Origin of the sequence: Desmospora profundinema, from assembly GCF_031454155.1 — a bacterium.
Lineage (GTDB): Bacteria > Bacillota > Bacilli > Thermoactinomycetales > DSM-45169 > Desmospora > Desmospora profundinema.
On record NZ_JAVDQG010000004.1, the window covers coordinates 369,345 to 390,512 of the forward strand.

The following is a 21,168-nucleotide window of genomic DNA, read 5'->3' on the forward strand; positions in this document are numbered from 1 at the left end:
TCAAAAGATCCCAAGGAATCGGGCTTTCTTTTGCCGCCGGGGTGTCATTTGGCTTTCGGAAGTGGCGGAAGCCAGTCGGTGTGAAAATGTGGCGTTGCGCAGCTCCATTTTCAGTTGATCGTGCTTTTTGCCGATTTCGTCGATCATGTTTTGAACGGTGGTGACGGGTACCATGTTATGCTGCTGTTTGACTTGAGCGGCGGCTACCGTTCGCTCCATCTCCTCCATGACGTCAAACATGGTGAATACGTGATCCTCCAATTGATCCAAACGAGTAAATACCGTTTCCATCATCTCGCCGATTTCATCTAGGCTTCCCACAATTCGGTGGACGGGCACTTCCTGATTAAAAGGCAGGGCGGGAGAGAGGGCCTCCTCTTCCTGCGGAGGGGAATCCTCTGAAATTCTTTCCACTTCCCATTCTCCTTCTTTCATCAGATCCTGCCGAATCTGACGCATGGACTTGTTTGTTTCTTGCAAACGCTCTTGAATGTTTTCCAGCCGCCTAAAACTTTCTTCTGTCAGCATGTAATGACCACGATCGTTTACATCGGGAGAGATGTATTCTTCAAAAGCATCGATCCACTTTCGGACCGTGCGCGCGTGGACGTGGAGGCGTTCGGCGGCCTCCCGTGTGGTAATGTACGCTTGTTCAGCCATAGCGGAATCCTCCCCGAAATACAGGTTTTATCCCCAATTTTCGGGAAATGAAAGCGGAATCCTTCCCCGCCGACAAAGGATGCCACTCTGTGACAAACAAAGTCTCCAGTTGACAATGGAATTCATGACATAATCGGATTCCCGTCTTTTCTGCGGATTCCGCAAAAAAACCAGACTCCAAAAAGAGTCTGGAAAGATCCGATTAAGACGAAGTTGCATCAGACGGATTCTTTAGTCGCCGAGTGCTTCGCTTTTCATGGAAAATCCAGTGAGCTTTCGGTTGAACCAGGGGATGGGTAGCCGCCATCACCCATTTGGAAGAGAGGAGGATTGTCAGCAAAACGGAAGCGAGTGTCACAGTCAAGTAAAAGATCGGGCCCGAGAAGAGTTCATTCCAGTTAAAAGCGGTGTAAGCCCGGATGAAAAACCCGTGAAACAGGTAAACATAGATAGACCGGGCGCCCCATTCACTAAATACAGTCTTGCCGCGGGGGACAATCACCAGGAACAGGATGGATACCATCAGTGCAAGGGCCATCAAGCCGAGACGATAGAGACCGGCGTACCATTCGGTATGCCCCACATCCTCATAGGGAAGGGCGAAAAACATCCACTGACGCCAGTTGGCGTCAAGAGGAGATAAGAATTCCAGACCATACATCAGTGGAAACAATGCAGCCAATCCAATCCAGGCGACCCAGCGCTTTACGGATTTGAACAACCAGTCAAAATGGTGTCGTTGCAACAAATACCCCAACAAGAAGAAGGGAAAGAAAGCAACGGTCCGTGATAAACTGAGGTAGCGGTCGGCTTCGTCCACATACCCGATCATAATGGATAGGGCAAAGGCGGTAGCCAATGGGTATTTCAGCGTGATGAAATAGGGAAGAATCAACCGCCATAAAAACATGCTGAACAGGAACCACATAATCCAATAGGGTTCCAGGATGGAGATATCGATCCGGTCTGTACCATAGAGCAAGTGATCGTAGACCGAGTATAGTATTTCGAATATCACGTAAGGGATCAGAATGCTGGCGATAATTTTTTTACTCTGGTCTTCTTTGTGGATGTTTTTTGAGAAGTAACCGGCAATCAGGATGAACAAGGGCATATGGAAAGAATAAATAGCCAGGTAAGACACTTTCAAGATCGTACTGTCATCAATGAGCGATGCATAGGCATGTCCGATCACTACTAACAAGACTAACAGAAATTTTACATTGTCAAAGTAATAATCCCGTTGCCTTGGTTTGATTTCTTCCGGCTTTGGAATGCTCATAAGCCTATTTTCGAAACCCCCTGAAACGACACCGGAATGCCGCGGCTCTATTTCTATCATCCCAGCGGCTTAGGTGTCAGGATATAATCCAAAATGGGATGATCATGACATCCATTTTCAAGCAAAAAAAGACGGAATTTATAAGAACAAGACGGCTTTATGGTACCATACCCGCTTTAGATCGTCTACAAACGGGGAGGAACAGAAAGGCAGGATTCCCCTAATAAATAAACCAGAGAGCCGCTCTGCCGAGTGAGCCGCCCCCTGGTTCCTGATGATCAGGAGTAAGGAAACTGGGTTTGATAGTTACTGAACTGCTGGTAGGTTTGTTGTATTTTTTGCATGTCAGCGGGGTCCGTTTTATACCACCCCTTGGCGGCCATGGCGTTGTACACATCCCGTTGGGCCTGGTGCAGGTTGGTCAATATGTTCATCTGCATCTGGTACAGCGTGTCGTTGCTTGCCTCATTTACGGCGACATTGTAAGCAACGTTCATATACTTGATCATGGCGAGAACATCATTGATCCGGTCACGATCATTCATCTCCGGTCCTTTTACCTGGGGAAGTCCGGTGGATTGCTGAGGAGTGGCTTGCTGTTGGTTTTGTTGCTGCATGGACGGTTTTCCTCCTTTATTGAGATAGACTGGGGTTAACGCCGGCTTGAGCCTGGGGGGGCGCAGCCATGGTTGCGTGAGGATCCAGATGGGTAAGAATTTGCTGGTAATGCTGTTGATGCATTCGTCCTACTTGGTCGATCAGCTGTTTGATCTGTGGATCTTGACTTTCCTGAGCATAGTGGTGGCATTTCTTGAATGCCAACAGTTCCCAGGAAAGCTCGTCTTTCAAATAGTTCAGGTCTTTGGTTGAAAGCTGCATCGTTTTTCCTCCCTTTCCAGTAGTGGATTCGCTTTCATTGTTTGAAGATCCCCTCCTTTTCATGCATAGCGAGACCCGCGAACGAAGTGAGCGAGGCGAGACTTGTGCCGGTGAGTGCATCCCCGAGTCCGTCGGAGGCTGGGTTATAATAGACAAGGATGAAACGGAATTTGTAAGGAGTGTGGGTGCATGGTATACCAAGTGGACACCGCCCGGATCCAGTCCCAGCTGGCTTATCTGGACCGTTGTTGCCGGGTACTGGATGAGGTGGGGAATGCAACGGACGATGCTTCATTTTTTGCCGCTTCACGTGCGTTACATATCGGGGTGGAATGTGTGATCGACGTGGGGAGTGTCATGATCGATGGATTTATTATGCGTGATCCGGGAGGGTATGAAGACATCATCGACATCATGGAGGATGAGCGGGTGATCCCGCAGGAGGGGGTGCGGCGCCTAAAACGGCTGGTGGCGCTCCGGGATCGGTTAGCCCGTCATTATACCGGAGTGGAACAACAGGAAGTGGTAACGGCAATCCGGGAGGGGAGAGAAATGTTCCCGACGTTTATCTCCTGGGTAAACCGTTACCTGAAGCAAGAACTGGGAGCGCAATGGGATGGGGGAGACAGGAGGTGAACTACCTCTTACTCCCCGTTTCCCGTTTTGTTGAAGACATGGGGCGTCGGGTCATTCCCAGTCCGGCCGCCGGAAGCAGTCTCGCTCTCTCCCTGGCGATGGGCTGTTCCCTGTTGGAGTTGTTGGTGGCTGAGATGGTGGATAAGAAGACCGTTCCAGCAGACTGCCGCCCTGCCGAAGATTTGGTTCAGCTGCAAAAATGGCGCCGCTGCGGGGAACGGTTAATCGATGCCGACATCCGGGCAGTGGAAACGATGGTGAGGAACCCGGAAGCGTTGTCGGATCCGGAATGGCTGAAGCCGATGTTGGAATTGGTCCGGGTGGCGGAGCAGGCGGCTGAACTGGCATTGACCTACCTCCCGGTTCACTCTGCCAAACAGAGTGACACCCTGGTCGCCTTTCTCCACTTTCGTACCGCCTACTGGGGCGGCTGCCAGATTATTATCGCCAACACGGATACTTTCAACCTGCCCTGCCCCGTTTCATCCGATTGGAGTGAACGGGTGGATAAATGGGATCGGGCCCTTAACCGGTGTATGGGAGGTTGATCGGTAGCCTTTTCTATCTCTGGGAAGATCGCTTCATTTCCAAGACAGGTTCAGGTAAAATAAGGGGAGGAAGGTGAGGCCTCCATGAAACAACAATCATCCACGCGCAATCAGATTCTCACCATGTTGAAGATGGATGCTCCTCTGACTGTCAGCCAGATGGCCGAAAGGCTGGGGATCACGGAAATGGCGGTCAGGCGTCATCTGAACACGCTGGAGCGGGACCATCTGGTCCAGTCCCGACTGTTGCGCCAATCGATGGGACGGCCGTCGAGCCAGTATGAGTTGACAGATCAATCGGAAGGACACTTCCCCAAACGATACCGGGTCTTCACATTGGACTTGTTGGAGGATCTGGAAGCCGTGGACGGAACGGAAAAAGTAAAACAGCTGTTTGAACGACGGCGGGATCGGCTTGCCGAGCAATATCGTCATTGTTTCTCCGGAAAAACACTGAAAGAACGGGTGCGGGTGCTTGCTGACCTCCAGGATCAAAAAGGGTATATGGTGAAATGGCGCCAGCTGGAATCCCGTGAATTTGTATTAACGGAAAATAACTGCCCGATCGCCGAGGTTGCGGATCGCTACCCGCAAGCCTGTGAGTGTGAGATGAGTTTTTTCCGAACCATGTTGGATGCAGATGTGCAACGGACAGAATGCAAAGCGTCAGGTGACCGGCGTTGTACGTATCGGATTGCTGAAATGAAGGGGAAAGCCTGAGGCCCAGATCGCATCCATAGGGACGGCACGGTGCGGTGTCGTTCTTTTTCATGCGGCGATCATCGTGTATGGACTTTCACGGGAGGGAACCGGATGCCATGGTATGAGGAAAGTTTTGGAGAAGATTATCTGTTGGTGTACAAGCATCGGAGCCGGGAGCGGGCGGACCGCGAGATAGAGGCAGTGGTTCATTGGCTGGGGCTGAAACCAGGTGCGGCCTTATTGGATTTGTGCTGCGGCACCGGCCGTCATTCCATCCCGTTGTATCATCACGGCTTTTCCGTGACGGGGGTGGACCTTTCTCCTGTCTTACTGCAAGTGGCGAAGACGGAGTCAGCTGGCTTGGACCTTCCTTTTTACCGAGGGGATATGCGAGAACTTCCCTTTGAAGCGGACTCTTTCGATGGAGTGGTCAATCTGTTTACCTCCTTTGGTTACTTTGAAGAGGACGAGGAGAATGAGCGGGTTTTACAGGAAATGACCCGGGTGGTGAAACCGAAAGGACGGTTTGTCATCGATTATCTGAACCACGCCGCAGTAGAGCGGGGGCTTGTTCCAGAGAGCGAACGAATGGAAGACGGGGCCCGAATCCGGGAAAAACGCTGGATCGAGGAGGGTTTTGTCAAGAAGGAGATCGAGGTGACGGATGACAGGGGGACACGGCGTTATCGGGAACAGGTGAAACTCTACACCCGGGAACAGATGGAAGGGTTGATGGCCCAAGCGGGGCTGGTGGTGGAATCGGTAAAAGGGGATTTTGATTCCAGTCGTTACGTGAAAGCGGAAAGTCCCCGTATGATTTTTACGGGGAGTGTGAAAGGATGAGCTACCGATACCGCGGTTATTTAATTGATTTGGATGGAACGCTGTTTCGGGGGCGGGAAGTGATCGAGGGAGGGCTTGCGTTTGTCTCGGGTCTGGAGAAGAGGGGAATCCAAACGCTCTATCTGACCAACAACGCCTCTCGAACGCCGGAGCAGGTGGCAGAAAAATTAAGAGACTTCGGTTACCCGGCCGCACCGGAGCAAGTGGTCACTTCCGCTCAGGCGACCGCCCACTGGATCGGAGAACAGTTTGGTCGGCCCTCCGTCTATGCCATCGGGGAGGAAGGGCTTCGGAAGGCCTTGCACGAGGCGGGATGCACCTTTGAAGAACAGAATCCCGATGTGGTGGTGATGGGCATCGATCGGGCGTTTTCCTATGATAAGATGAAGACGGCGTGTCTGGCGATTCATGCAGGGGCTCGTTTCATCGGGACTAATGGCGATCGGGCTTTACCGACAGAGGAGGGGTTGTTACCCGGAAACGGTTCTCTGATTGCCGGAGTGGCAGCGGCGACCGGCATCCGGCCCACTTTCATCGGAAAACCGGAACGGCCCATCATGGATTTTGCGCTGAAGCGTTTGGGCATGAAGCCAGAGGAGACGTTGGTTGTAGGGGATAACCTCATGACCGATATTTTGGCCGGGGTAAATGTGGGGATCGATACATTACTGGTGTTCAGCGGTGTGACCACTCCGATGGAATACCGACAATCGAAGGTAAAAGCGACCTATACCGTCTCCGATTTGCGGGAGTGGGATTACATCTAGGGATGGAGGACGTTTGCTCATGAATCGTTGGGACGATGTGTTGGAAGTGCGCCTGCCCTTGCCGTTCGCCTTAAGGGAGATTAAAGCCTATTTGATCCGGGGCTCCCATGGTTGGACGGTGGTGGATGCAGGACTGCACCATGGACTGGATATCCAAGCTTGGGAGGATGTACGCAATCAGGAGGGTTTTCAATGGGGAGACGTAGAACAGATCGTTCTCACCCATTACCATCCGGACCATTACGGTTTGTCCGGATGGTTACAGCAACAGACCGGTGCACCGGTGCGCCTCTCTTCGACGGATTTTGAGCAAGCCGCTCTCTTTTGGGACGAGGCCAGCGACCAACCGGAGACCATGGCCGACTTTTACCGGGAGCACGGCCTGCCCACAGAGTGGGCAGCTCAAATCCCCGGCCATCTCCGGGGATTCAAGCGGTGGGTAGAACCTCATCCGGAGCCTACATGGATTGAAGCGGGAGAAACGATTCGCCTCGGTGACCATTTGTATGAAGTGTTGCACACGCCCGGCCATGCCGACGGCCACTTGAGCTTTTTTGATGCGGAACGGGGCTGGTTGATCGGCGGTGACTTCCTGCTGCCCAAAATCACGCCTAATATCAGCCTATGGCCCGGTTGCGACCCGAATCCTCTGCAGACATACCTGTCCACCCTGGAGCGGTTAAAATCCCTGCCGGTAAAACGCGTGTTCCCTGCACACGGACCGATGTTTGAACATTACCGGGAGCGGGTGGAAGAATTGCAGGCGCACCACTGGGAACGTCTGGACACGATGAGCCGCTGGGTGGGACGTGAGCCATTGACGGCGACGGATGTCTGTTTCCGGGTGTTTGGCGAGAACTTATCCATCCATAATCTTCGCTTCGCCCTGTCGGAAACCTTAGCCCATCTGGAGTACTTGCGGCTGAATGGACAGATTGACCGGGAAAAAGCGGACGGCCATTGGCGTTATCGTGGCTGAAAGGAAAAGCCCGGGCTTATCGCTCGGGCTTTTTCATTCGGAACGGTTGCGGTCCTGCTCCCGTTTGCGGTTGTGGGAGAGGCGTGCCGCCGCCGCAGCGGCGACTGCTCCCACGATATCATCCAAAAAAGTGTGGATCTGACCGCTTTCCTTATTGTCCAGCCGTTCCAAGCAGCCGGGTTTGACCCGATCAATATAGCCGTAGTTGGTCATCCCGATACTGCCGTAAACATTTATAATGGCGGTGGCCAAAATTTCGTCGATCCCATAGAGGCCTTCATCCCGCAGCACCATATCCGACAGCGGCTCATCCAAGGCGCCGCGTTCAGCCAGCCGGTCCAGCTGAATTCCCGTCAGGATCGCGTTTTGCACTTCTCGTTTGGTTAGGACATGCTTCACATGGGAAAGGCATTCCAACAGCGTAAGATCGGGATAATATTCCTGTTGCAACTCTAAGGCCAGTTCAGCGATCTCTTTTAATTGGACGCCGCGGTCGTCCAGCCAGCGCAAGGTGGCGGCATGGATCGCGTCTTCCGTGATCTCGGTGATGGAATCGGTTTGATACATTTGTACCCTCTCCCCTCTGCAACATACGATTATTGTTGCCCGGATCAGAGGGAGTATGTAGTTGCATGCCTTTAGATAGTGAGTGTTCTGTTTTTATAGACGGTCTGCATGGGGGAGGATGGATTTGAAAGAAGGGTGGTGGGTGACATGACAAGGCATGATAATCCTGTCGCTTTCGTTACGGGGAGTTCTCGCGGGTTAGGGAGGATGGCGGCCCTGGTACTGGCGGAGGCGGGTTTTACACTGGCGGTTCATCACCGGGATTCAAAAGAACAAGGAGAGGAAGTTTGTTTTCTGATTCATCGCAGGGGTGGCAAGGCCCGTCTGTTTCAGGGAGATATCCTCCAACCCGGTGAACCGAGGCGGTTGATCCAGGCTGTTGCGGATACCTGGGGACGTCTCGATGTCCTGGTTCACGCTGTTGGTCCCTTCGTCCGGGAACGGCGACGGTTTGCCGATTACCGGGAAGAAGAGGTGGAAGCGCTGGTAGCCGGGAACCTGACGAGTGCAATGATGACCGTACATGCGGCGTTGCCGGTGATGCGGCGGGCGCGGTCGGGACGCGTCGTGTTGTTTGGCTTTGGTCGTGTGGGGGAGGCACCCGCGTGGCCGGATCGGGCGGTGTATGCGGCAGCCAAGACAGGGCTGGCCTCTTTCACCAAAACGGTGGCGGTGGAGGAGGCTCCGTACGGCATTACCGTCAATATGGTGGGTCCGGGGGATATCGTGGGAGAAAACAAAGAGAAACGTATTCTTGCCGTGAAAGGTCAAGCCGATGGGGAAACGCCTCTGGGACGGCCGGGTTCGGGAGAGGACGTGGCCCGGGTGATCCGTTTTTTGTGTGAACCGGATGCTGACTTTACTACCGGGAACATCATTCAGGTGACCGGCGGACTGGATGTCATCCACCCGGTTTCCAAAGCGCCGCTCTTCGATTAGATGCCGGGTGTGGCCGTCTTTCGTTGCCGGGTCTCGCTACGCATAGGGGCGGCTCTCCACGCTTATACATAGAGTAGAATGGCACGGGAGTGGAGGGGAAACGGATGAATGAGACGGCGACCCGCATCAAGGAGTGGACCGATGAACCGCGCTTACCCCAGGTTTTGGACTATCGGTACGGGATTCAACTGAAGGATGCACAACCCGTTGGCGGGGTACTGAAACTATCCACAAACCAAGGAACCTTTGCCTTAAAACGGGTACGGGATCGGGAGGAGAAGCGTTGGCAGCTGGTGGAGGAACTTTCCCGCCATGTGGAACGGACCGGAGAGATAAAGATTCCGGTTCCGCAGACAACGCGCCAGGGCCAGCGCACCTTTGCGGGATTTAAACGTTCCTATGTGTTATTACCCTGGATCGAAGGAGAGCACCGCTCGTGGGATCGGGAAGGATGGAGACGGGTGGCGGGTCAATTGGCCCGCTTTCATCTGGCGTCAAAAGGATTCGTTGCTCCCTCTTCCCTCCGTGGTCTCAGCCATGTGGGGGAATGGAGAAAGATTTGGACACGGATGGAACAACAAGTGGAGATGTTTAAACTGGCGGCGGATTTGGGGGATGAGTTCGCCCCGGTGGATCGTTTGTGGATGACACAATGCAGTTTTGCCGAAGGAATGCTGGAGACTGCCCTTCGCTATTTGGAAAAAGTGGGCGGAGATACGGTGGTGGAACAGACCAGACGGGCGGGAGAGGCTTGTCATCTGAACATTCACCGGAAAAATGTGTTGTGGCAGGGGAAAACCCCCCACTTGATCGACTGGAACTGTACGGTGTTGGATGTTCGGACCCGGGATTTGGCCCGGTATCTTTTATACACATACGGCCGGACCGGGGGGCTGGAAGCCGTTACATCTTCTCTTTCGTCCTACCAGGAGTACGCCCCGCTGGAAGAGGTGGAGTATGCCCTGATCTACTCCCAGCTGTTGTTTCCCCATCTCCTGATGCGTTCGCTGCATAACATCTATCAGGAACGAAAGATTCCCGGCCACCTGGCCAAGGGTCACTTGTCTGCTGCGATCAACCAAGAGGAAGGGAAACTGCCCTTATTGCGGCAATTTCCACAGGCAGTCAAACAGGAATTTGGCGTCACCATCCCCGAAGTAGACTGGCTCCGGCCAAAGCGAGACCCGGGAACGGAGTGACCATGGCGAGACTTGTGCTTTAGTGCAAAGCGAGACCCGGGAACGGAGTGACCGAGGCGAGACGGTAGTGATGGCAGATCTGTTCATCCAATATGGGTGAAAGAGAAGGAGGGTTGGTGTGGCTGGCTGAGAGCCTTTTGCGTTTTTTGCAATGAAACGAAGACAGCCACACCTAGCCATACAGGTTTAAACTTTTGCGCTCACAGAGCACAAATCTCACCAGGGTCACTGTTGTTTCCTGGTCTCGCTATGCGCTTCTTGTAACGGAACGAAGACAGCCATACCGACCCGGGGTTCGGTCCTTTAGCTGTATCAGGCCATGCCGCTGTCGGGCGGCTTTTTCTTTTTGGAATGATTCGTATATGATGAAAGTGGGGAATAACCGGACACAGCTGGGAAGGGAGGATGGGGGAATGACAGGGACCTTGCGGGAACGGGAAATACTCAAAACGATTGCGGAAACCTTAAACCGCTCCTCCGATGTGGAACCGATGCTTCAGTCGGTATTAAAAAAACTGTTGGATGTGACAGGCTTGACCACTGGGTGGATTTTTTTGTCCCGGGAACGGCCCGAATATTCGACACCGGCCATGGAGGGAATCCCTTCGGCCCTTTCCTGGGAAGGGGGACGCCCCATGTGCGAAGGCTCTTGTTGGTGCTTGAAGGATTATTGGAATGGAAAGTTGGAACAAGCCGTCAACATCATGGAGTGTAAACGACTGGAAGATGCAGTTAAGTATGAGTGGGGAGATACCAGAGGAATCACACACCATGCCACCGTTCCGCTGATGGCGGCGGAGGAGCGGATCGGCCTCCTCAACGTGGCTGCTCCCGGAAAAGAGCGATTTAGCGAAGAAGAACTGTCCCTGCTTCAGTCGGTTGCTTATCAGATTGGTACGGCCGTCCAAAAAAATCGCCTCATCCAGGCCCAGCAACGCCGGGCCGAGCTATTCGCCCGTTTGGACGAAGCCAGCCGAAAAATTTGGTCCGTGCGGGACCCCGATGATCTGCCGCGTCAGTTGACAAAAGGGATCGCCGAGAGTCTGGACTGGCCCTATGTAGGCTGTTGGCTTCATCGAGGGGAGCGTCTTGTGTTGGTGGCCGCCGTTGCTGACGGCCGCAGTGACGGCCCCGGCATCGCCCGAACTCCGGAGGAGTGGGGAGCAGTGGGCGCCTCATTTCAACATCAGCGGATGGCACGGGGAAAATGGAGTCTCCACTTCCCGGGAGGAGAGGAGAAACGGTGGCAGTCGTTGGCGGCGGTCCCTTTGTCCACCGGTCGGAACCGGATCGGGGTGCTGGCCATCGGCAGCCGGGATCCCGCCGGATGGGGAGAGAGCGATCTGCAGGTGTTAAAAGCCGTTGGGGAACACGTCACCCTCGCTCTGGAGAGTGCGCGTCTGGAACGGGAGCGGCAGGAATGGACCCTGTCCCGGGAACGGAATCGGCTGGCCCGTGACTTGCATGATTCGGTTAATCAAAAGCTCTTTTCCCTGTCGTTAACGGCACGGGCGGCACAACAGCTATCACCGGAGCATCGGGAGCTGCTGCGGGAGAGCCTCCAGGATATCCAAAACTGGTCACATGAGGCCCTGCGGGAGATGCGGAGTTTGATCTGGCAACTGCGGCCGCCGGGGTTGGAAGATGGCTTGGTTACGGCTTTGGAGGCATATGCATCCAGATTGGGATTGGCAGTGAAGACAGAAGTGAACGGAGTGGCCCCTCTCGACCGCTGTGTGGTAGAGGCGTTGTGGCGCATCGGTCAGGAGGCACTCAACAATGTGAGTAAACATGCCGGTGTTGAGCGAGTACAGGTAAGTTTGGCTGTACATGGGGACCGGGTGAAACTGCGGGTATCGGATCGCGGGTGCGGTTTTTCCGTCGCCGCGGAAGAAAATCGGTCGGAGTCCTTGGGAATCACCAGTATGAGGGAGCGGGCGAAGCTGTTGGGCGGCGATGTGAAGGTGACGAGCCGTCCCGGGGAAGGGACGGAGGTGTTCGCCGACCTGCCGCAGCAGGGAGGAGAGAGGGATGATGATACGCGTGCTGTTGGTGGATGACCATCCGATGGTGCTCAAAGGGTTGCGCCTTTTTATGCAGACCCAAGAGGATATGGAGGTCGTCGGAGAAGCGTCCAACGGAGAAGAGGCGATGCAAAAAGTGGCGGTCCATCAGCCGGATGTGGTGTTGATGGATCTGATGATGCCGGTGATGGACGGAGTGGAAGCCACCCGCCGCATCAAGGCTTCCCACCCGGAAGTGAAGGTGATCGTCCTGACCAGCTTTTCCGACCGGGACCATGTGGTTCCGGCGATCCGGGCCGGTGCCGAAGGCTATCAATTAAAAGAGATCGATGCAGACGACCTTGCGATGACCGTCCGGGCGGCTTATAAGGGAATGACTCAACTTCATCCTCAGGCGGCCGGCCATCTCGTCTCCCATGTGACAGGGGACTCCAGGGAGGAGCGCTCTACCATTCAGGTGCTGACACCTCGGGAGAGGGAAGTGCTCCAGCTGATTACCGCCGGGAAAAGCAACAAAGAAATCGCCGCTGAACTCACGATCGCGGAAAAAACCGTCAAGACCCATGTGAGCAGCATTCTGGGCAAACTGGACCTGCAGGACCGCACCCAGGCGGCGGTGTTTGCGATGAAACAGGGTTGGTTTGAATGAAAGGGACGTGTATAGATTAATCCCGGTTGACATAGATCCGGGGTTTTTTCTTTTTACGAATAGTTGAGATTATATGACGTTGATCGTTCTATTATAATCGAAGTATCGTGGTATCTTTGAGAGATAGGTGATTCGGTATGCATATACAACCGGATTCCGCTAAGGTAGCATCATTGAACACGGAGCCGTCCCAGGCGGCGATGTTGGATACACTGATGGATGGTAGCTGGATGACGGCGACGGAGTTGGCCAATCGTCATAGACAGCCGAGCGGTGGAGTTGACGAAGGCCGGAAGAGAAGGATTGCAAAAACGGTTCAGCCTGATTTTCGGTAACAATCCAGGCTGAACCTTATCCGCTACATCAAATGGATCCCCCAGAAAATCAAGCCGCCAATCGTATAAAAAAAGATCCATTGCCACAATCGCAAATAATTCCAAGGAAACGGCTTAGAGATCGCGATCGTGATGAGAAATACGGTTCCATAACCGATATAGTAAATCCCAAGTAGAGTGAGCAGGAACGGCTCGTGAATGATAATGTTCGTGAAAAGGATGAGAAATAAGAGTGTGGAGGTGGCCAATAAGTCGAAACTGATCAAATGCCATCCACAACGAATCATCGTCCAAATCTCAACCATTTTGTACCCGTCATTCTGCACACCAGCAGGTTTGAACATCTTGACTTCTCTGTCTCCTTCAAAAGTGTGCAGAAGAAAGGCAAGTCCGCTTAAGGTAGCCGCGATTAAAATGGGTATATTCAAAACCATCACCTCATCAACAATTATTTTTCATGACTTCTCTGTGAATGATTGCCAGCATTTCACGTCGAATCACACCACTGAAATAGCCGATCACAAACCAATACGGGGAGAATTTTTTCTTTGCATGGTGAGACGTACAGTGAATGCGTGTCTCCGTACTGATTTTTGTTCGTCCTTTTCCAATCGGTTCAAATGAGAAGTTCCAAACCACCTTTACATAATCCGGCATGTGAAAGTTTCTAAATTCTTCTCTTGGAATCTCCACGATGTTTCCCTTCAGCGTCCAAGGTTGTGCTACCAATCCAATCACGATTTCGTGTTCGCTCTCTTCCAATAAAATGAATCCATTATCGATAAAATCGTTTAATGTCAACATTCCAGTCGGAATACCGCGCAAGAAAAACAGCGTTCGAATAATGAACGATTTTCCAAAATCAACGTCATAAACAACCGACGCCTTTGGAATGGTTTCCGTCTGGACCGAACATTCCTTTTTCTTGTCGAATTCCCAGCTCGGTAAATATCGATCCATCAACATGATGTCATCCCCCCTGAAATATTACGATATCGTAATATTTGTTTAAAAATAGATCCTCTCATCACATCTCTCGATCGCCGAAATAAATGTTCAACTTTTCATCTGCAAATCTCGCACCCGTCACGGGCCTTCCCATTAAGACACGGGGAAGAATCACCTTTCTTTTATACGTTCCCACTGTAATTGTTAACTCATCTCCCCGTTGCATGACGTTCACTTTATCTTTTGTGACGAAAGGAAGTGCCAATTTTAATACGTATCTTTCCTGTTCCCGTTTGACTTCCTCAGCGGTACCTTCATATAAGACGGAACCAACATCCACATGGGCAAACGCCTGATCAGCAACTCTATTTAATGATTGAAGACCTGTCACTTCGTCTTGCATCAAGGGGACTTTTAAAATCGGCAATGGGGAAAAGGAAGCTTTAATTTCCTGTAAATACTGTGCGTGTTTGATATGCCAATCTTTGAAATAACCGATGCCGGCTTCTTCGGGGAATATTTTGTTGACCACAACCGCATCCGTATGAAAACCAAAGAAGTTTAAATAAGTGAAGGAGCGACGGGCTTCGGCGATCACCATCTTTTCAGGGTTCATCACGATGCGAACAGACGTCATACGGGACTGGAAAATCATACGATGCATCTCTTCCAGTTCCCGTCCCAACCGTTCGATAGAATCCATCGTATGGGAGTCGGGAAGTTCCAACCCTCCGGTGACGGCTTTCGCCACTGGTTTGATCACCTTGACCAACCGTTTTTCATACGGAAAGATCTTTTCCAGCCACCATTTCAAGATGTTTGGGTAGCTTAACAGCCGAAGTGTTTCACCTGTAGGGGCACAATCGACAACGATGGTGTCAAACTTGCCACTTTTGATGTAATGTTTTATTTTCAGGAGGCTAAACAGTTCTTCCATTCCCGGAAAGACTATCATCTCTTCGGAAGTCGTATCATCTAACTCCGCCCAATCCATCACGCCTTGAAACCACTTCTGAACAGCTCCCCAGTTTCTTTCCGTTTCTTTTATGGGATCGACTTCCATTCCCCACAAACGATTGGAGATTGGAACAGGGTCATTCGTTAAAGGCCGGTCAAAAGAATCGGATAGACTATGAGCGGCATCGGTACTCAATACTAATGTTCGTTTGCCTTCTTCCGCCAGCCGCAGGCCTGTGGCGGCGGCAATACTGGTTTTGCCGACACCGCCTTTTCCCGTGTACAAGATGACTCTCATCGTTCATCACCTGCATTATTACGATATCGTAATATTGGTTTAAAAAAATCCAGTCGTCTAATCTTCAATTTGAATCCTTCTCACTTCTGCTTTTTTATGCTGTTTGATCTGCTTCGGTTCATTTTGTATCGCTTTGGCTACTTTTAGAGTCAAAAACATAAATTGTTGCAGTTCCTCCGGGGTTAAAGCCGCTTGGACGCGCTCAAACATCGCATTGATCTGTTCCTTTGCTTTCTGAACCATCCCCTCACCGTCTGCGGTTAATTTCACCAGATAAATACGACGATCTTTCGCATCTCTCTCCCGATGGATCAGCTTTCTCTTTTGTAACCGGTGGATAATACTCGTACATGTACTTAATGGGGCTCCTAACTGTGCGGCCAATTCTGACATGCTCAATTCACCGTAACGATCTAAGAAAAGCAATGTCGTCAGCTCGGAATGGGTTAATTTTTGCTCCAATTCTTCTAATTGAGCATCCAGTTGAAGCGGACGAAGTCCATTTTTCAAGAAAAATTCCATCAGTTGTTCCATGACAGTCACCTTTTGCTGACGCATTTTTACTACGATATCGGAGTATTTGAGTGAAATATACTACGACATCGTACCTTTGTCAAGAGCTTTCGTGATGCTGATACTGGATTTTTTTGTTTTTAAGCATCTAATATAAGAGTGGAGAAGTGATGCCGGATAAATACGGTGCCTTTCACCGATAAACTGGAGATGGAGAGAATGTGATGAAATCGGCGCGTTTGAAAACGGTGATATGCGGTTCGTACCGCAAGCATTCCTTCGAAAGCAGGGTGTTTTCATCTTATCCCCGACAGGCTCACACGTAGTGAATCCCGGCGAAGTATTTATTCGCCTCGAGAACGATCCTGAGGTGGATGCACGGACGGTTCAAGATGCCATATTTACTCACATCAGAAATTCAACGTTTGTCACAGTGGCTAATGTGGACGGATATCTCGGTAAGGCTTTCGAAATGGGATACGCCGCAGCGTACGGCATCCGCATTTTAACGATAGAGCCGGTGGAAGATCCCAATCTGGCGGGGTACACCCAGAGGCTGGATGCGGTTTTCCCCTCTTGGAGGGGGAGCAAAAGTAGGAGATAACCTTAAAACTCCCGGAACCTATTGGTTCCGGGAGTTTTAAGGTTATTGCGTACGGGTGTTTTGTTAGGGTTTTTTCACATCGGCACGATATACATCAGCATCATAATGAAGTGGATGGTGGTACCGGCCATGACAAACAGGTGGAACACTTCGTGGAAGCCAAATCGGTTGGGAAAGAAATCAAAGCACTTTGTGGCGTAGATAATGGCCCCGATGGTATAGGCCACTCCCCCTGCGATCATTAAAATGATCGCCCCGATCGGCAGATTGCCCACTAACTGGACAAACGGAATAACGGCGATCCATCCGAGCGTGACATAGAAGACGGTGGAAATGTAGCGGGGAGCTTTTACAAACCACAGCTTCAGGAAAGCCCCGATCGCCGCCAACAGCCAGACCGCGGTCAGCATGGTCCATTTCCAAGCTCCCTCCAGCCCATAGGTGAACACCGGGGTGTAGGAACCGGCGATCAGGAGATAGATCGCGATATGGTCCAATTTTTTCAGCAGCAATTCTTTGCGAGGGGTAGTTCGTACCCAGTGGTACAAGGAGCTGGCTCCGTATAGCAGAATGACGCTGGTGCCGTAAATCGTCATGGTCACCAGTTTGGATACATTGTCTTTGGACAGCAGAATCAGAAAAACCAAGCCGACGATAGCCACCAGAAAGGTGATAAAGTGGGTCCAGGTGTTTACCGGTTCCTTCATCTTAAACAAACTCATGGGTATTCTCCTCACCCCATCGGCCGTGCGATGGATAAGACTTCATAGGGTCATCATACCATACATATCTGCTGGAACAGATTTGAAGTTTGCTTAACTTTTTTGGCTTTGGGGACACCCCTGGTCACGGTTATGCTTAGTCATCATCCGATGGTCCCAGACTCCTCCTTCCCTGGATGCAGGACCTTTTTCTCCCGATCCGATCCGTCTACGTACCGAAGAAATGGCGCTTTTTTCACTGTAAGATGAGGAGGAAAAAGAAAACGCGGGGAGAGGAAGCGATGATTCACGAAATGGAAATCCGGTACCGGCTTGCGGAGATCAAACGTAAACAGGATTGGGCCGACTGCTATGCCTGGGCGTACCCACGCCTCCATTATTGGTGGTGAACAACCATTTCCATAATCAGAAAAAGGGGCCGCTTTCAAAAAGGTAAACAGAATCAATCAGACTTTGGACTTAGGTCGAAAAACCGCGCTGGATTTCCGACTTTTCGATGAAGTCAGCTAAACGGCTCCACCCTAGAATGAAATGGAAGGTGATTGAAAGGAGCTGGATGGATGTGGCGACGTTCATTAAAGTTTCTACCCTTACTGAACTGAAGAAATCGGGAGTAAAAGTGGTGAAGGGAGAAGGAAATGCCATTGCCGTCGTTTATCATGAGGGCCGTGTCTATGCAGTCGACAACCGTTGTCCCCACATGGGCTTCCCCCTTCATATGGGCTCTCTGTGCGACGGAATCCTGACCTGCCACTGGCACCATGCGCGCTTTGATCTGGACAGCGGAGGAACGCTGGATCCCTGGGCGGATGATGTAGCCACCTACCGGACGGAGATTCGGGATGGGGTGGTTTGGGTGGAGTCCCTTCCCCAAGATCGGAAACGACTGCAACACCATCGCGATCGTCTCCGGGAGGGATTGGAGCAAAACTTAAGCCTAGTGATCGCCAAAGCGGTGGTGGCTTTAATGGAAGGGAGAGAGGAACCGGAGAAAATCGCCGCCATCGGGGTGGAGTTTGGAACCACCCATCGTCGGGGCGGATGGCGCTCGGGATTAACCATCCTGAGTGCCATGGTGAACCTGCTGCCGAAGCTGGACCGGCACGGCCAAGTGTTGGCCTTGTATCAGGGGCTGCGGTGGATCGCGGCAGAGAGTGCCGGCATGGGCACCCGGTTTCAACTGGAACCGCTGCCGTTAAAGGATGGAAACCCGGAGCGGCTGGCCCGTTGGTATCGCCGCTGTGTCGAGGTGCGGGACGTTCAGGGAGCGGAGCGGGTTTTGCTGACGGCGATTCGAGCGGGGCTTTCGGATGCACAGTTGTCGGAGTGGATGATGGCGGCGGTGACCGATCATTTTTACATGGATGTGGGACATGTGTTGGATTTTCACAATAAGGGATTTGAAATCCTGACAAAGATCGGGTCGGATCACCGGGAGCGGGTGCTTTCCTCTCTGCTGCCACAACTGGCGGGGGCGGAACGGAGTGAGGAACTGCACAGCTGGCAATCTCCGGTCGATTTGGTCGCTCCGTTGAAACGGGCTTTCGCCGAAATGGAGACCTTCCCCTTTGGCACCATCAGGAAAGGAGAAGGGGATGAACGGTTGGTAGAAACCGTTCTGGGAGAAGATCCTCAAACCACTGTGACGGAAATGACACGGGCTTTACGGGAGGGGATGGATCCACGCCGTCTTGCCCAGTTGGTGACGTTGGCTGCGGCCACCCGCATCCGTCGCTTCCATGTACAAAATGACTTTCGTGATTGGGATACGGCATTGCATACCTTTACCCATGCCCATGCCGTCCATGAAAGTCTGCACCGTTCCGTAACGCCGGAGTTGGTGCGGGGGGTATTCCATGCGGCCATGAGTGTTTATCTGGATCGATTCCTTAACATTCCTGCTGCGAAAGAACCTAAAGGCAGCCGCGAGGAATGGTCTTTACATCCCGATGAATTGCTGTCGATCATGGATAAACAACAACAAGTGACAGAGGCGGCCCAATGGGTGCAATCCTATCTCGACCGGGGAGGAGACAAGGATGCTCTCTTCCGCACCCTTGGCCATGCGTTGTTGCGAGAGGACGCAGAGTTTCACACCTTCCAGATGGTGGAGGCGGCGGTGGTAGAATATGACCGCTGGGAGAAAGAATCGGGTGCAATGGCCCAAGCCGCCCAAGAAACGATGATCCTGGCCATGACTCGTTATCTGGCAGCCCATGCTCCTACCGCCCGCGAAGTTCCCCATGTCGCCCGGATCGCTTGGCGGCTTCACCGCGGGGAAATGTTGTTTGAGGAAGAGGCGGAATCGACGGAACCGACATCGATCTGAGTCACCAGGTGGGCGGGATCCCTTAAAAACCCGATTCGGAGTATGCCATCCACCGACGAGAGTCAAGGGATCTCGTCCCCGTTATTCGCGGGGAAACAGAAGTGATCGTGGACAATGAATTGAAAAATATCAGAAACTCGAACATAATATGAGGAGAACAGCAAGTCATATTTTTCCATTTTATTGAAAACGGTTTATTTCTGGAGGGATGATATGGCCACCATCGGAGATTTAATGCGCCACCGCACCCGACTCACCCCGCAATTGGAAGCCGTTGTTTCCGGCGATGATCGTTTCACGTTTGCAGAACTCAACCAGATGGTGAACCGACTGGCCCATTATCTGAACGCTTCCCAGGTAAAAAGGGGAGATCGCATCGCCATCGTCTGCAATAATTCCGTTCCGTTTCCATTGATCTGTCTGGCCGCAGCAAAGGTGGGGGCGGTGGTCGTCCCCATCAATTGGCGGCTGAAGACGGATGAAATCCGTTGGATCTTGGAGGATTGCCAGCCCCGACTGTTGTTTTACCACGAAGAATTTGAACAGGTGGAGCCGCTTTCGGGTGTGTTTGACTTTCTCGACCCGTTGATCCGCGTGGGAAGCGGGGATCAAATGCATGATTCGTTTCTCGATCGCTTCGCCTCCTATCCGTCAACAGAGCCGATGGTCCCTGTTCTGGAGGAAGACCCTGCCTTTATCATCTATACATCGGGAACGACGGGAAGGCCCAAAGGGGTTATCTTGACCCATGCCAATTTGCATGCGGCGGGATTGGCCAATTTCAGCACCTTGGATATGCGTTTGGGGGACCGTTTTTTATTTGTGACACCTCTTTTTCACATCAGCGGGATGGTGTTTACCGCCGGGGCGCTCATCCGGGGAATCACGTTGGTTTTATCCATGCAATTCCACCCGGTGGAGATCTGGGATCACTTGGAGAAAGAACGGGTGACGGGGATGATGTCCGTCCCCTCCATGCTGAACTACCTGTGGCATTCGTTGCAAGCGAGAGAGTCAGGACCAGCGGACCTGCGTTCCATTATTTGCGGGGGATCCAAAGTTCCGGAGCATTTGATCCGCGCTTTCCATGAAAGGGGATACCCTGTTGCCCAAGTGTACGGGACTACGGAATCGACAGGCGCGATCAGTTACTGGACACCGGAGATGGGAATCGACCATTGTGAATCTGTGGGCAAACCCGTGTATCTTACTGAACTAAAAATTGTGGACCCGGCGACTGGGGAAGCGATGCCGCCGGGAGAGATGGGAGAAATCGTCTGTCGTAGTCCGCAGGTGTTTTCCGGTTATTGGGACAACCGGGATGCGACGGAGGAAGTGATTCGAAACGGTTGGTTTCACACACGGGATGTGGGATATCTCGATGACGAGGAATTTTTGCACATCGTGGACCGGATGCGGGACATCATTATCACCAGCGGTGAAAATATCTTTCCGGCACAGGTGGAAGCGGTCATTCAGCAGATGGATCAAGTGGCTGAGGCTGCCGTGGTCGGGGTGAAGCATCCTGTCTGGGGGGAGTTGGCCCGGGCATATGTGGTTACAGCCGAGGGAGCCGTGCTCTCGGAGGAAGCGGTCTTGGCTCACACGCATCGGCAAATGGCGGAACACAATTTGCATGAAGTGGTGTTTGTCGATGCACTCCCCCGGAACGAGATGGGCAAGGTGATGAAATATGTACTTCGTGGACATGCCAATCAAGTAACCCAAGAAAGCTGATCCAAACGTCGGTGGCCCGCCGCCGGCCGGGATCGGCTGGTTAACCTGAAG

The 21,168-nt window shown here is 52.3% G+C and carries 23 protein-coding genes; 13 read left to right on the forward strand and 10 right to left on the reverse strand.

Features of this window, described 5'->3' with window-relative positions:
• The 4 genes from JOE21_RS10780 to JOE21_RS10795 all read right to left on the reverse strand — a co-directional run bounded on the left by JOE21_RS10780 (position 1) and on the right by JOE21_RS10795 (position 2,821).
• Positions 1-660, reverse strand: coding sequence for a MerR family transcriptional regulator (locus tag JOE21_RS10780; RefSeq protein ID WP_309865846.1), 660 nt, complete (start codon positions 658-660; stop codon positions 1-3).
• A gap of 202 nt (positions 661-862) precedes the next feature.
• Positions 863-1,942, reverse strand: a complete 1,080-nt coding sequence (locus tag JOE21_RS10785) for an acyltransferase family protein (protein WP_309865848.1) — start codon at positions 1,940-1,942, stop codon at positions 863-865.
• A 278-nt stretch (positions 1,943-2,220) separates the two neighbouring features.
• The gene (locus tag JOE21_RS10790; protein ID WP_309865851.1) at positions 2,221-2,559 is read right to left on the reverse strand and encodes a spore coat protein; all 339 of its coding nucleotides are present in this window, start codon (positions 2,557-2,559) and stop codon (positions 2,221-2,223) included.
• A 16-nt stretch (positions 2,560-2,575) separates the two neighbouring features.
• Positions 2,576-2,821, reverse strand: a complete 246-nt coding sequence (locus JOE21_RS10795) for a hypothetical protein (RefSeq protein WP_309865853.1) — start codon at positions 2,819-2,821, stop codon at positions 2,576-2,578.
• Positions 2,822-3,010: 189 nt separating this feature from the next.
• Between JOE21_RS10795 and JOE21_RS10800 the strand changes: the two genes are divergently transcribed.
• The 6 genes from JOE21_RS10800 (at position 3,011) to JOE21_RS10825 (ending at position 7,296) form a co-directional block, all read left to right on the forward strand.
• Positions 3,011-3,457: a DUF86 domain-containing protein gene (locus JOE21_RS10800; RefSeq protein ID WP_309865854.1), complete on the forward strand. Its 447-nt coding sequence runs from the start codon at positions 3,011-3,013 to the stop codon at positions 3,455-3,457.
• Positions 3,454-4,005: a hypothetical protein gene (locus tag JOE21_RS10805; RefSeq protein ID WP_309865856.1), complete on the forward strand. Its 552-nt coding sequence runs from the start codon at positions 3,454-3,456 to the stop codon at positions 4,003-4,005. The genes JOE21_RS10800 and JOE21_RS10805 overlap by 4 nt, the downstream gene beginning before the upstream one ends.
• 84 nt (positions 4,006-4,089) lie before the next feature.
• Positions 4,090-4,725 (forward strand): helix-turn-helix transcriptional regulator, encoded by a 636-nt coding sequence (locus JOE21_RS10810; protein ID WP_309865858.1) that lies wholly within the window; start codon positions 4,090-4,092, stop codon positions 4,723-4,725.
• Positions 4,726-4,818: 93 nt separating this feature from the next.
• A complete protein-coding gene (locus tag JOE21_RS10815; RefSeq protein ID WP_309865860.1) occupies positions 4,819-5,550 on the forward strand; it encodes a class I SAM-dependent methyltransferase in 732 nt (243 codons plus the stop codon).
• Positions 5,547-6,317 (forward strand): 5' nucleotidase NucF, encoded by a 771-nt coding sequence (nucF, locus tag JOE21_RS10820; RefSeq protein ID WP_309865861.1) that lies wholly within the window; start codon positions 5,547-5,549, stop codon positions 6,315-6,317. The genes JOE21_RS10815 and nucF overlap by 4 nt, the downstream gene beginning before the upstream one ends.
• Before the next feature lie 19 nt (positions 6,318-6,336).
• On the forward strand, positions 6,337-7,296 hold the full coding sequence (locus JOE21_RS10825; RefSeq protein ID WP_309865863.1) for an MBL fold metallo-hydrolase: 960 nt from the start codon (positions 6,337-6,339) through the stop codon (positions 7,294-7,296).
• Between the two features lie 33 nt (positions 7,297-7,329).
• On the opposite strand, the gene JOE21_RS10830 is transcribed toward JOE21_RS10825, so the two are convergent.
• A complete protein-coding gene (locus JOE21_RS10830) occupies positions 7,330-7,863 on the reverse strand; it encodes a phosphatidylglycerophosphatase A family protein (protein WP_309865865.1) in 534 nt (177 codons plus the stop codon).
• A 147-nt stretch (positions 7,864-8,010) separates the two neighbouring features.
• Between JOE21_RS10830 and JOE21_RS10835 the strand changes: the two genes are divergently transcribed.
• The 5 genes from JOE21_RS10835 (at position 8,011) to JOE21_RS10855 (ending at position 13,009) form a co-directional block, all read left to right on the forward strand.
• The gene (locus JOE21_RS10835; protein ID WP_309865867.1) at positions 8,011-8,802 is read left to right on the forward strand and encodes an SDR family oxidoreductase; all 792 of its coding nucleotides are present in this window, start codon (positions 8,011-8,013) and stop codon (positions 8,800-8,802) included.
• A 104-nt stretch (positions 8,803-8,906) separates the two neighbouring features.
• Entirely contained in the window at positions 8,907-10,001 is a 1,095-nt protein-coding gene (locus JOE21_RS10840; protein WP_309865869.1) for a YutH/CotS family kinase-like spore coat protein, read from the forward strand.
• Between the two features lie 413 nt (positions 10,002-10,414).
• Positions 10,415-12,061: a GAF domain-containing sensor histidine kinase gene (locus JOE21_RS10845; RefSeq protein WP_309865870.1), complete on the forward strand. Its 1,647-nt coding sequence runs from the start codon at positions 10,415-10,417 to the stop codon at positions 12,059-12,061.
• Positions 12,033-12,674 (forward strand): response regulator, encoded by a 642-nt coding sequence (locus JOE21_RS10850; RefSeq protein ID WP_309865872.1) that lies wholly within the window; start codon positions 12,033-12,035, stop codon positions 12,672-12,674. Before JOE21_RS10845 ends, JOE21_RS10850 begins: the two co-directional genes overlap by 29 nt.
• A 137-nt stretch (positions 12,675-12,811) precedes the next feature.
• The gene (locus tag JOE21_RS10855) at positions 12,812-13,009 is read left to right on the forward strand and encodes a hypothetical protein (protein ID WP_309865874.1); all 198 of its coding nucleotides are present in this window, start codon (positions 12,812-12,814) and stop codon (positions 13,007-13,009) included.
• Positions 13,010-13,032: 23 nt separating this feature from the next.
• Here the strand turns inward: JOE21_RS10855 and JOE21_RS10860 are convergent, their stop codons facing one another.
• The 5 genes from JOE21_RS10860 to trhA all read right to left on the reverse strand — a co-directional run bounded on the left by JOE21_RS10860 (position 13,033) and on the right by trhA (position 17,051).
• Positions 13,033-13,437, reverse strand: a complete 405-nt coding sequence (locus JOE21_RS10860) for a hypothetical protein (RefSeq protein WP_309865876.1) — start codon at positions 13,435-13,437, stop codon at positions 13,033-13,035.
• A 13-nt stretch (positions 13,438-13,450) separates the two neighbouring features.
• On the reverse strand, positions 13,451-13,975 hold the full coding sequence (locus JOE21_RS10865) for a hypothetical protein (protein ID WP_309865878.1): 525 nt from the start codon (positions 13,973-13,975) through the stop codon (positions 13,451-13,453).
• 61 nt (positions 13,976-14,036) lie between these two features.
• Complete coding sequence (locus tag JOE21_RS10870) at positions 14,037-15,212, reverse strand: ArsA family ATPase (protein WP_309865880.1); 1,176 nt, start codon at positions 15,210-15,212, stop codon at positions 14,037-14,039.
• Positions 15,213-15,269: 57 nt separating this feature from the next.
• Positions 15,270-15,746 (reverse strand): MarR family winged helix-turn-helix transcriptional regulator, encoded by a 477-nt coding sequence (locus tag JOE21_RS10875; RefSeq protein WP_309865883.1) that lies wholly within the window; start codon positions 15,744-15,746, stop codon positions 15,270-15,272.
• A gap of 657 nt (positions 15,747-16,403) precedes the next feature.
• Positions 16,404-17,051 carry a PAQR family membrane homeostasis protein TrhA gene (trhA, locus tag JOE21_RS10880; RefSeq protein WP_309865885.1) on the reverse strand — a complete coding sequence of 216 codons (648 nt, stop codon included), beginning with the start codon at positions 17,049-17,051 and terminating at the stop codon, positions 16,404-16,406.
• A gap of 562 nt (positions 17,052-17,613) precedes the next feature.
• Here trhA and JOE21_RS10885 point away from each other — a divergent pair.
• Positions 17,614-19,380 carry a Rieske (2Fe-2S) protein gene (locus JOE21_RS10885; RefSeq protein WP_309865887.1) on the forward strand — a complete coding sequence of 589 codons (1,767 nt, stop codon included), beginning with the start codon at positions 17,614-17,616 and terminating at the stop codon, positions 19,378-19,380.
• A gap of 213 nt (positions 19,381-19,593) precedes the next feature.
• Positions 19,594-21,117 carry a class I adenylate-forming enzyme family protein gene (locus JOE21_RS10890; RefSeq protein ID WP_309865888.1) on the forward strand — a complete coding sequence of 508 codons (1,524 nt, stop codon included), beginning with the start codon at positions 19,594-19,596 and terminating at the stop codon, positions 21,115-21,117.
• The last annotated feature ends 51 nt before the right edge of the window (positions 21,118-21,168 follow it).

Excerpts from the sequence above, each read along its gene's own strand:
- JOE21_RS10825 (WP_309865863.1), top strand. The coding sequence starts at position 6,337 with ATGAATCGTTGGGACGATGTGTTGGAAGTGCGCCTGCCCTTGCCGTTC.
- JOE21_RS10835 (WP_309865867.1), top strand. The coding sequence starts at position 8,011 with ATGACAAGGCATGATAATCCTGTCGCTTTCGTTACGGGGAGTTCTCGC.
- JOE21_RS10840 (WP_309865869.1), top strand. The coding sequence starts at position 8,907 with ATGAATGAGACGGCGACCCGCATCAAGGAGTGGACCGATGAACCGCGC.
- trhA (WP_309865885.1), bottom strand. The coding sequence starts at position 17,051 with ATGAGTTTGTTTAAGATGAAGGAACCGGTAAACACCTGGACCCACTTT.
- JOE21_RS10865 (WP_309865878.1), bottom strand. The coding sequence starts at position 13,975 with ATGTTGATGGATCGATATTTACCGAGCTGGGAATTCGACAAGAAAAAG.
- JOE21_RS10875 (WP_309865883.1), bottom strand. The coding sequence starts at position 15,746 with ATGGAACAACTGATGGAATTTTTCTTGAAAAATGGACTTCGTCCGCTT.
- JOE21_RS10850 (WP_309865872.1), top strand. The coding sequence starts at position 12,033 with ATGATGATACGCGTGCTGTTGGTGGATGACCATCCGATGGTGCTCAAA.
- JOE21_RS10785 (WP_309865848.1), bottom strand. The coding sequence starts at position 1,942 with ATGAGCATTCCAAAGCCGGAAGAAATCAAACCAAGGCAACGGGATTAT.
- JOE21_RS10855 (WP_309865874.1), top strand. The coding sequence starts at position 12,812 with ATGCATATACAACCGGATTCCGCTAAGGTAGCATCATTGAACACGGAG.
- JOE21_RS10800 (WP_309865854.1), top strand. The coding sequence starts at position 3,011 with ATGGTATACCAAGTGGACACCGCCCGGATCCAGTCCCAGCTGGCTTAT.
- JOE21_RS10795 (WP_309865853.1), bottom strand. The coding sequence starts at position 2,821 with ATGCAGCTTTCAACCAAAGACCTGAACTATTTGAAAGACGAGCTTTCC.
- JOE21_RS10790 (WP_309865851.1), bottom strand. The coding sequence starts at position 2,559 with ATGCAGCAACAAAACCAACAGCAAGCCACTCCTCAGCAATCCACCGGA.
- JOE21_RS10780 (WP_309865846.1), bottom strand. The coding sequence starts at position 660 with ATGGCTGAACAAGCGTACATTACCACACGGGAGGCCGCCGAACGCCTC.
- JOE21_RS10810 (WP_309865858.1), top strand. The coding sequence starts at position 4,090 with ATGAAACAACAATCATCCACGCGCAATCAGATTCTCACCATGTTGAAG.
- JOE21_RS10890 (WP_309865888.1), top strand. The coding sequence starts at position 19,594 with ATGGCCACCATCGGAGATTTAATGCGCCACCGCACCCGACTCACCCCG.
- JOE21_RS10870 (WP_309865880.1), bottom strand. The coding sequence starts at position 15,212 with ATGAGAGTCATCTTGTACACGGGAAAAGGCGGTGTCGGCAAAACCAGT.
- JOE21_RS10830 (WP_309865865.1), bottom strand. The coding sequence starts at position 7,863 with ATGTATCAAACCGATTCCATCACCGAGATCACGGAAGACGCGATCCAT.
- JOE21_RS10815 (WP_309865860.1), top strand. The coding sequence starts at position 4,819 with ATGCCATGGTATGAGGAAAGTTTTGGAGAAGATTATCTGTTGGTGTAC.
- nucF (WP_309865861.1), top strand. The coding sequence starts at position 5,547 with ATGAGCTACCGATACCGCGGTTATTTAATTGATTTGGATGGAACGCTG.
- JOE21_RS10845 (WP_309865870.1), top strand. The coding sequence starts at position 10,415 with ATGACAGGGACCTTGCGGGAACGGGAAATACTCAAAACGATTGCGGAA.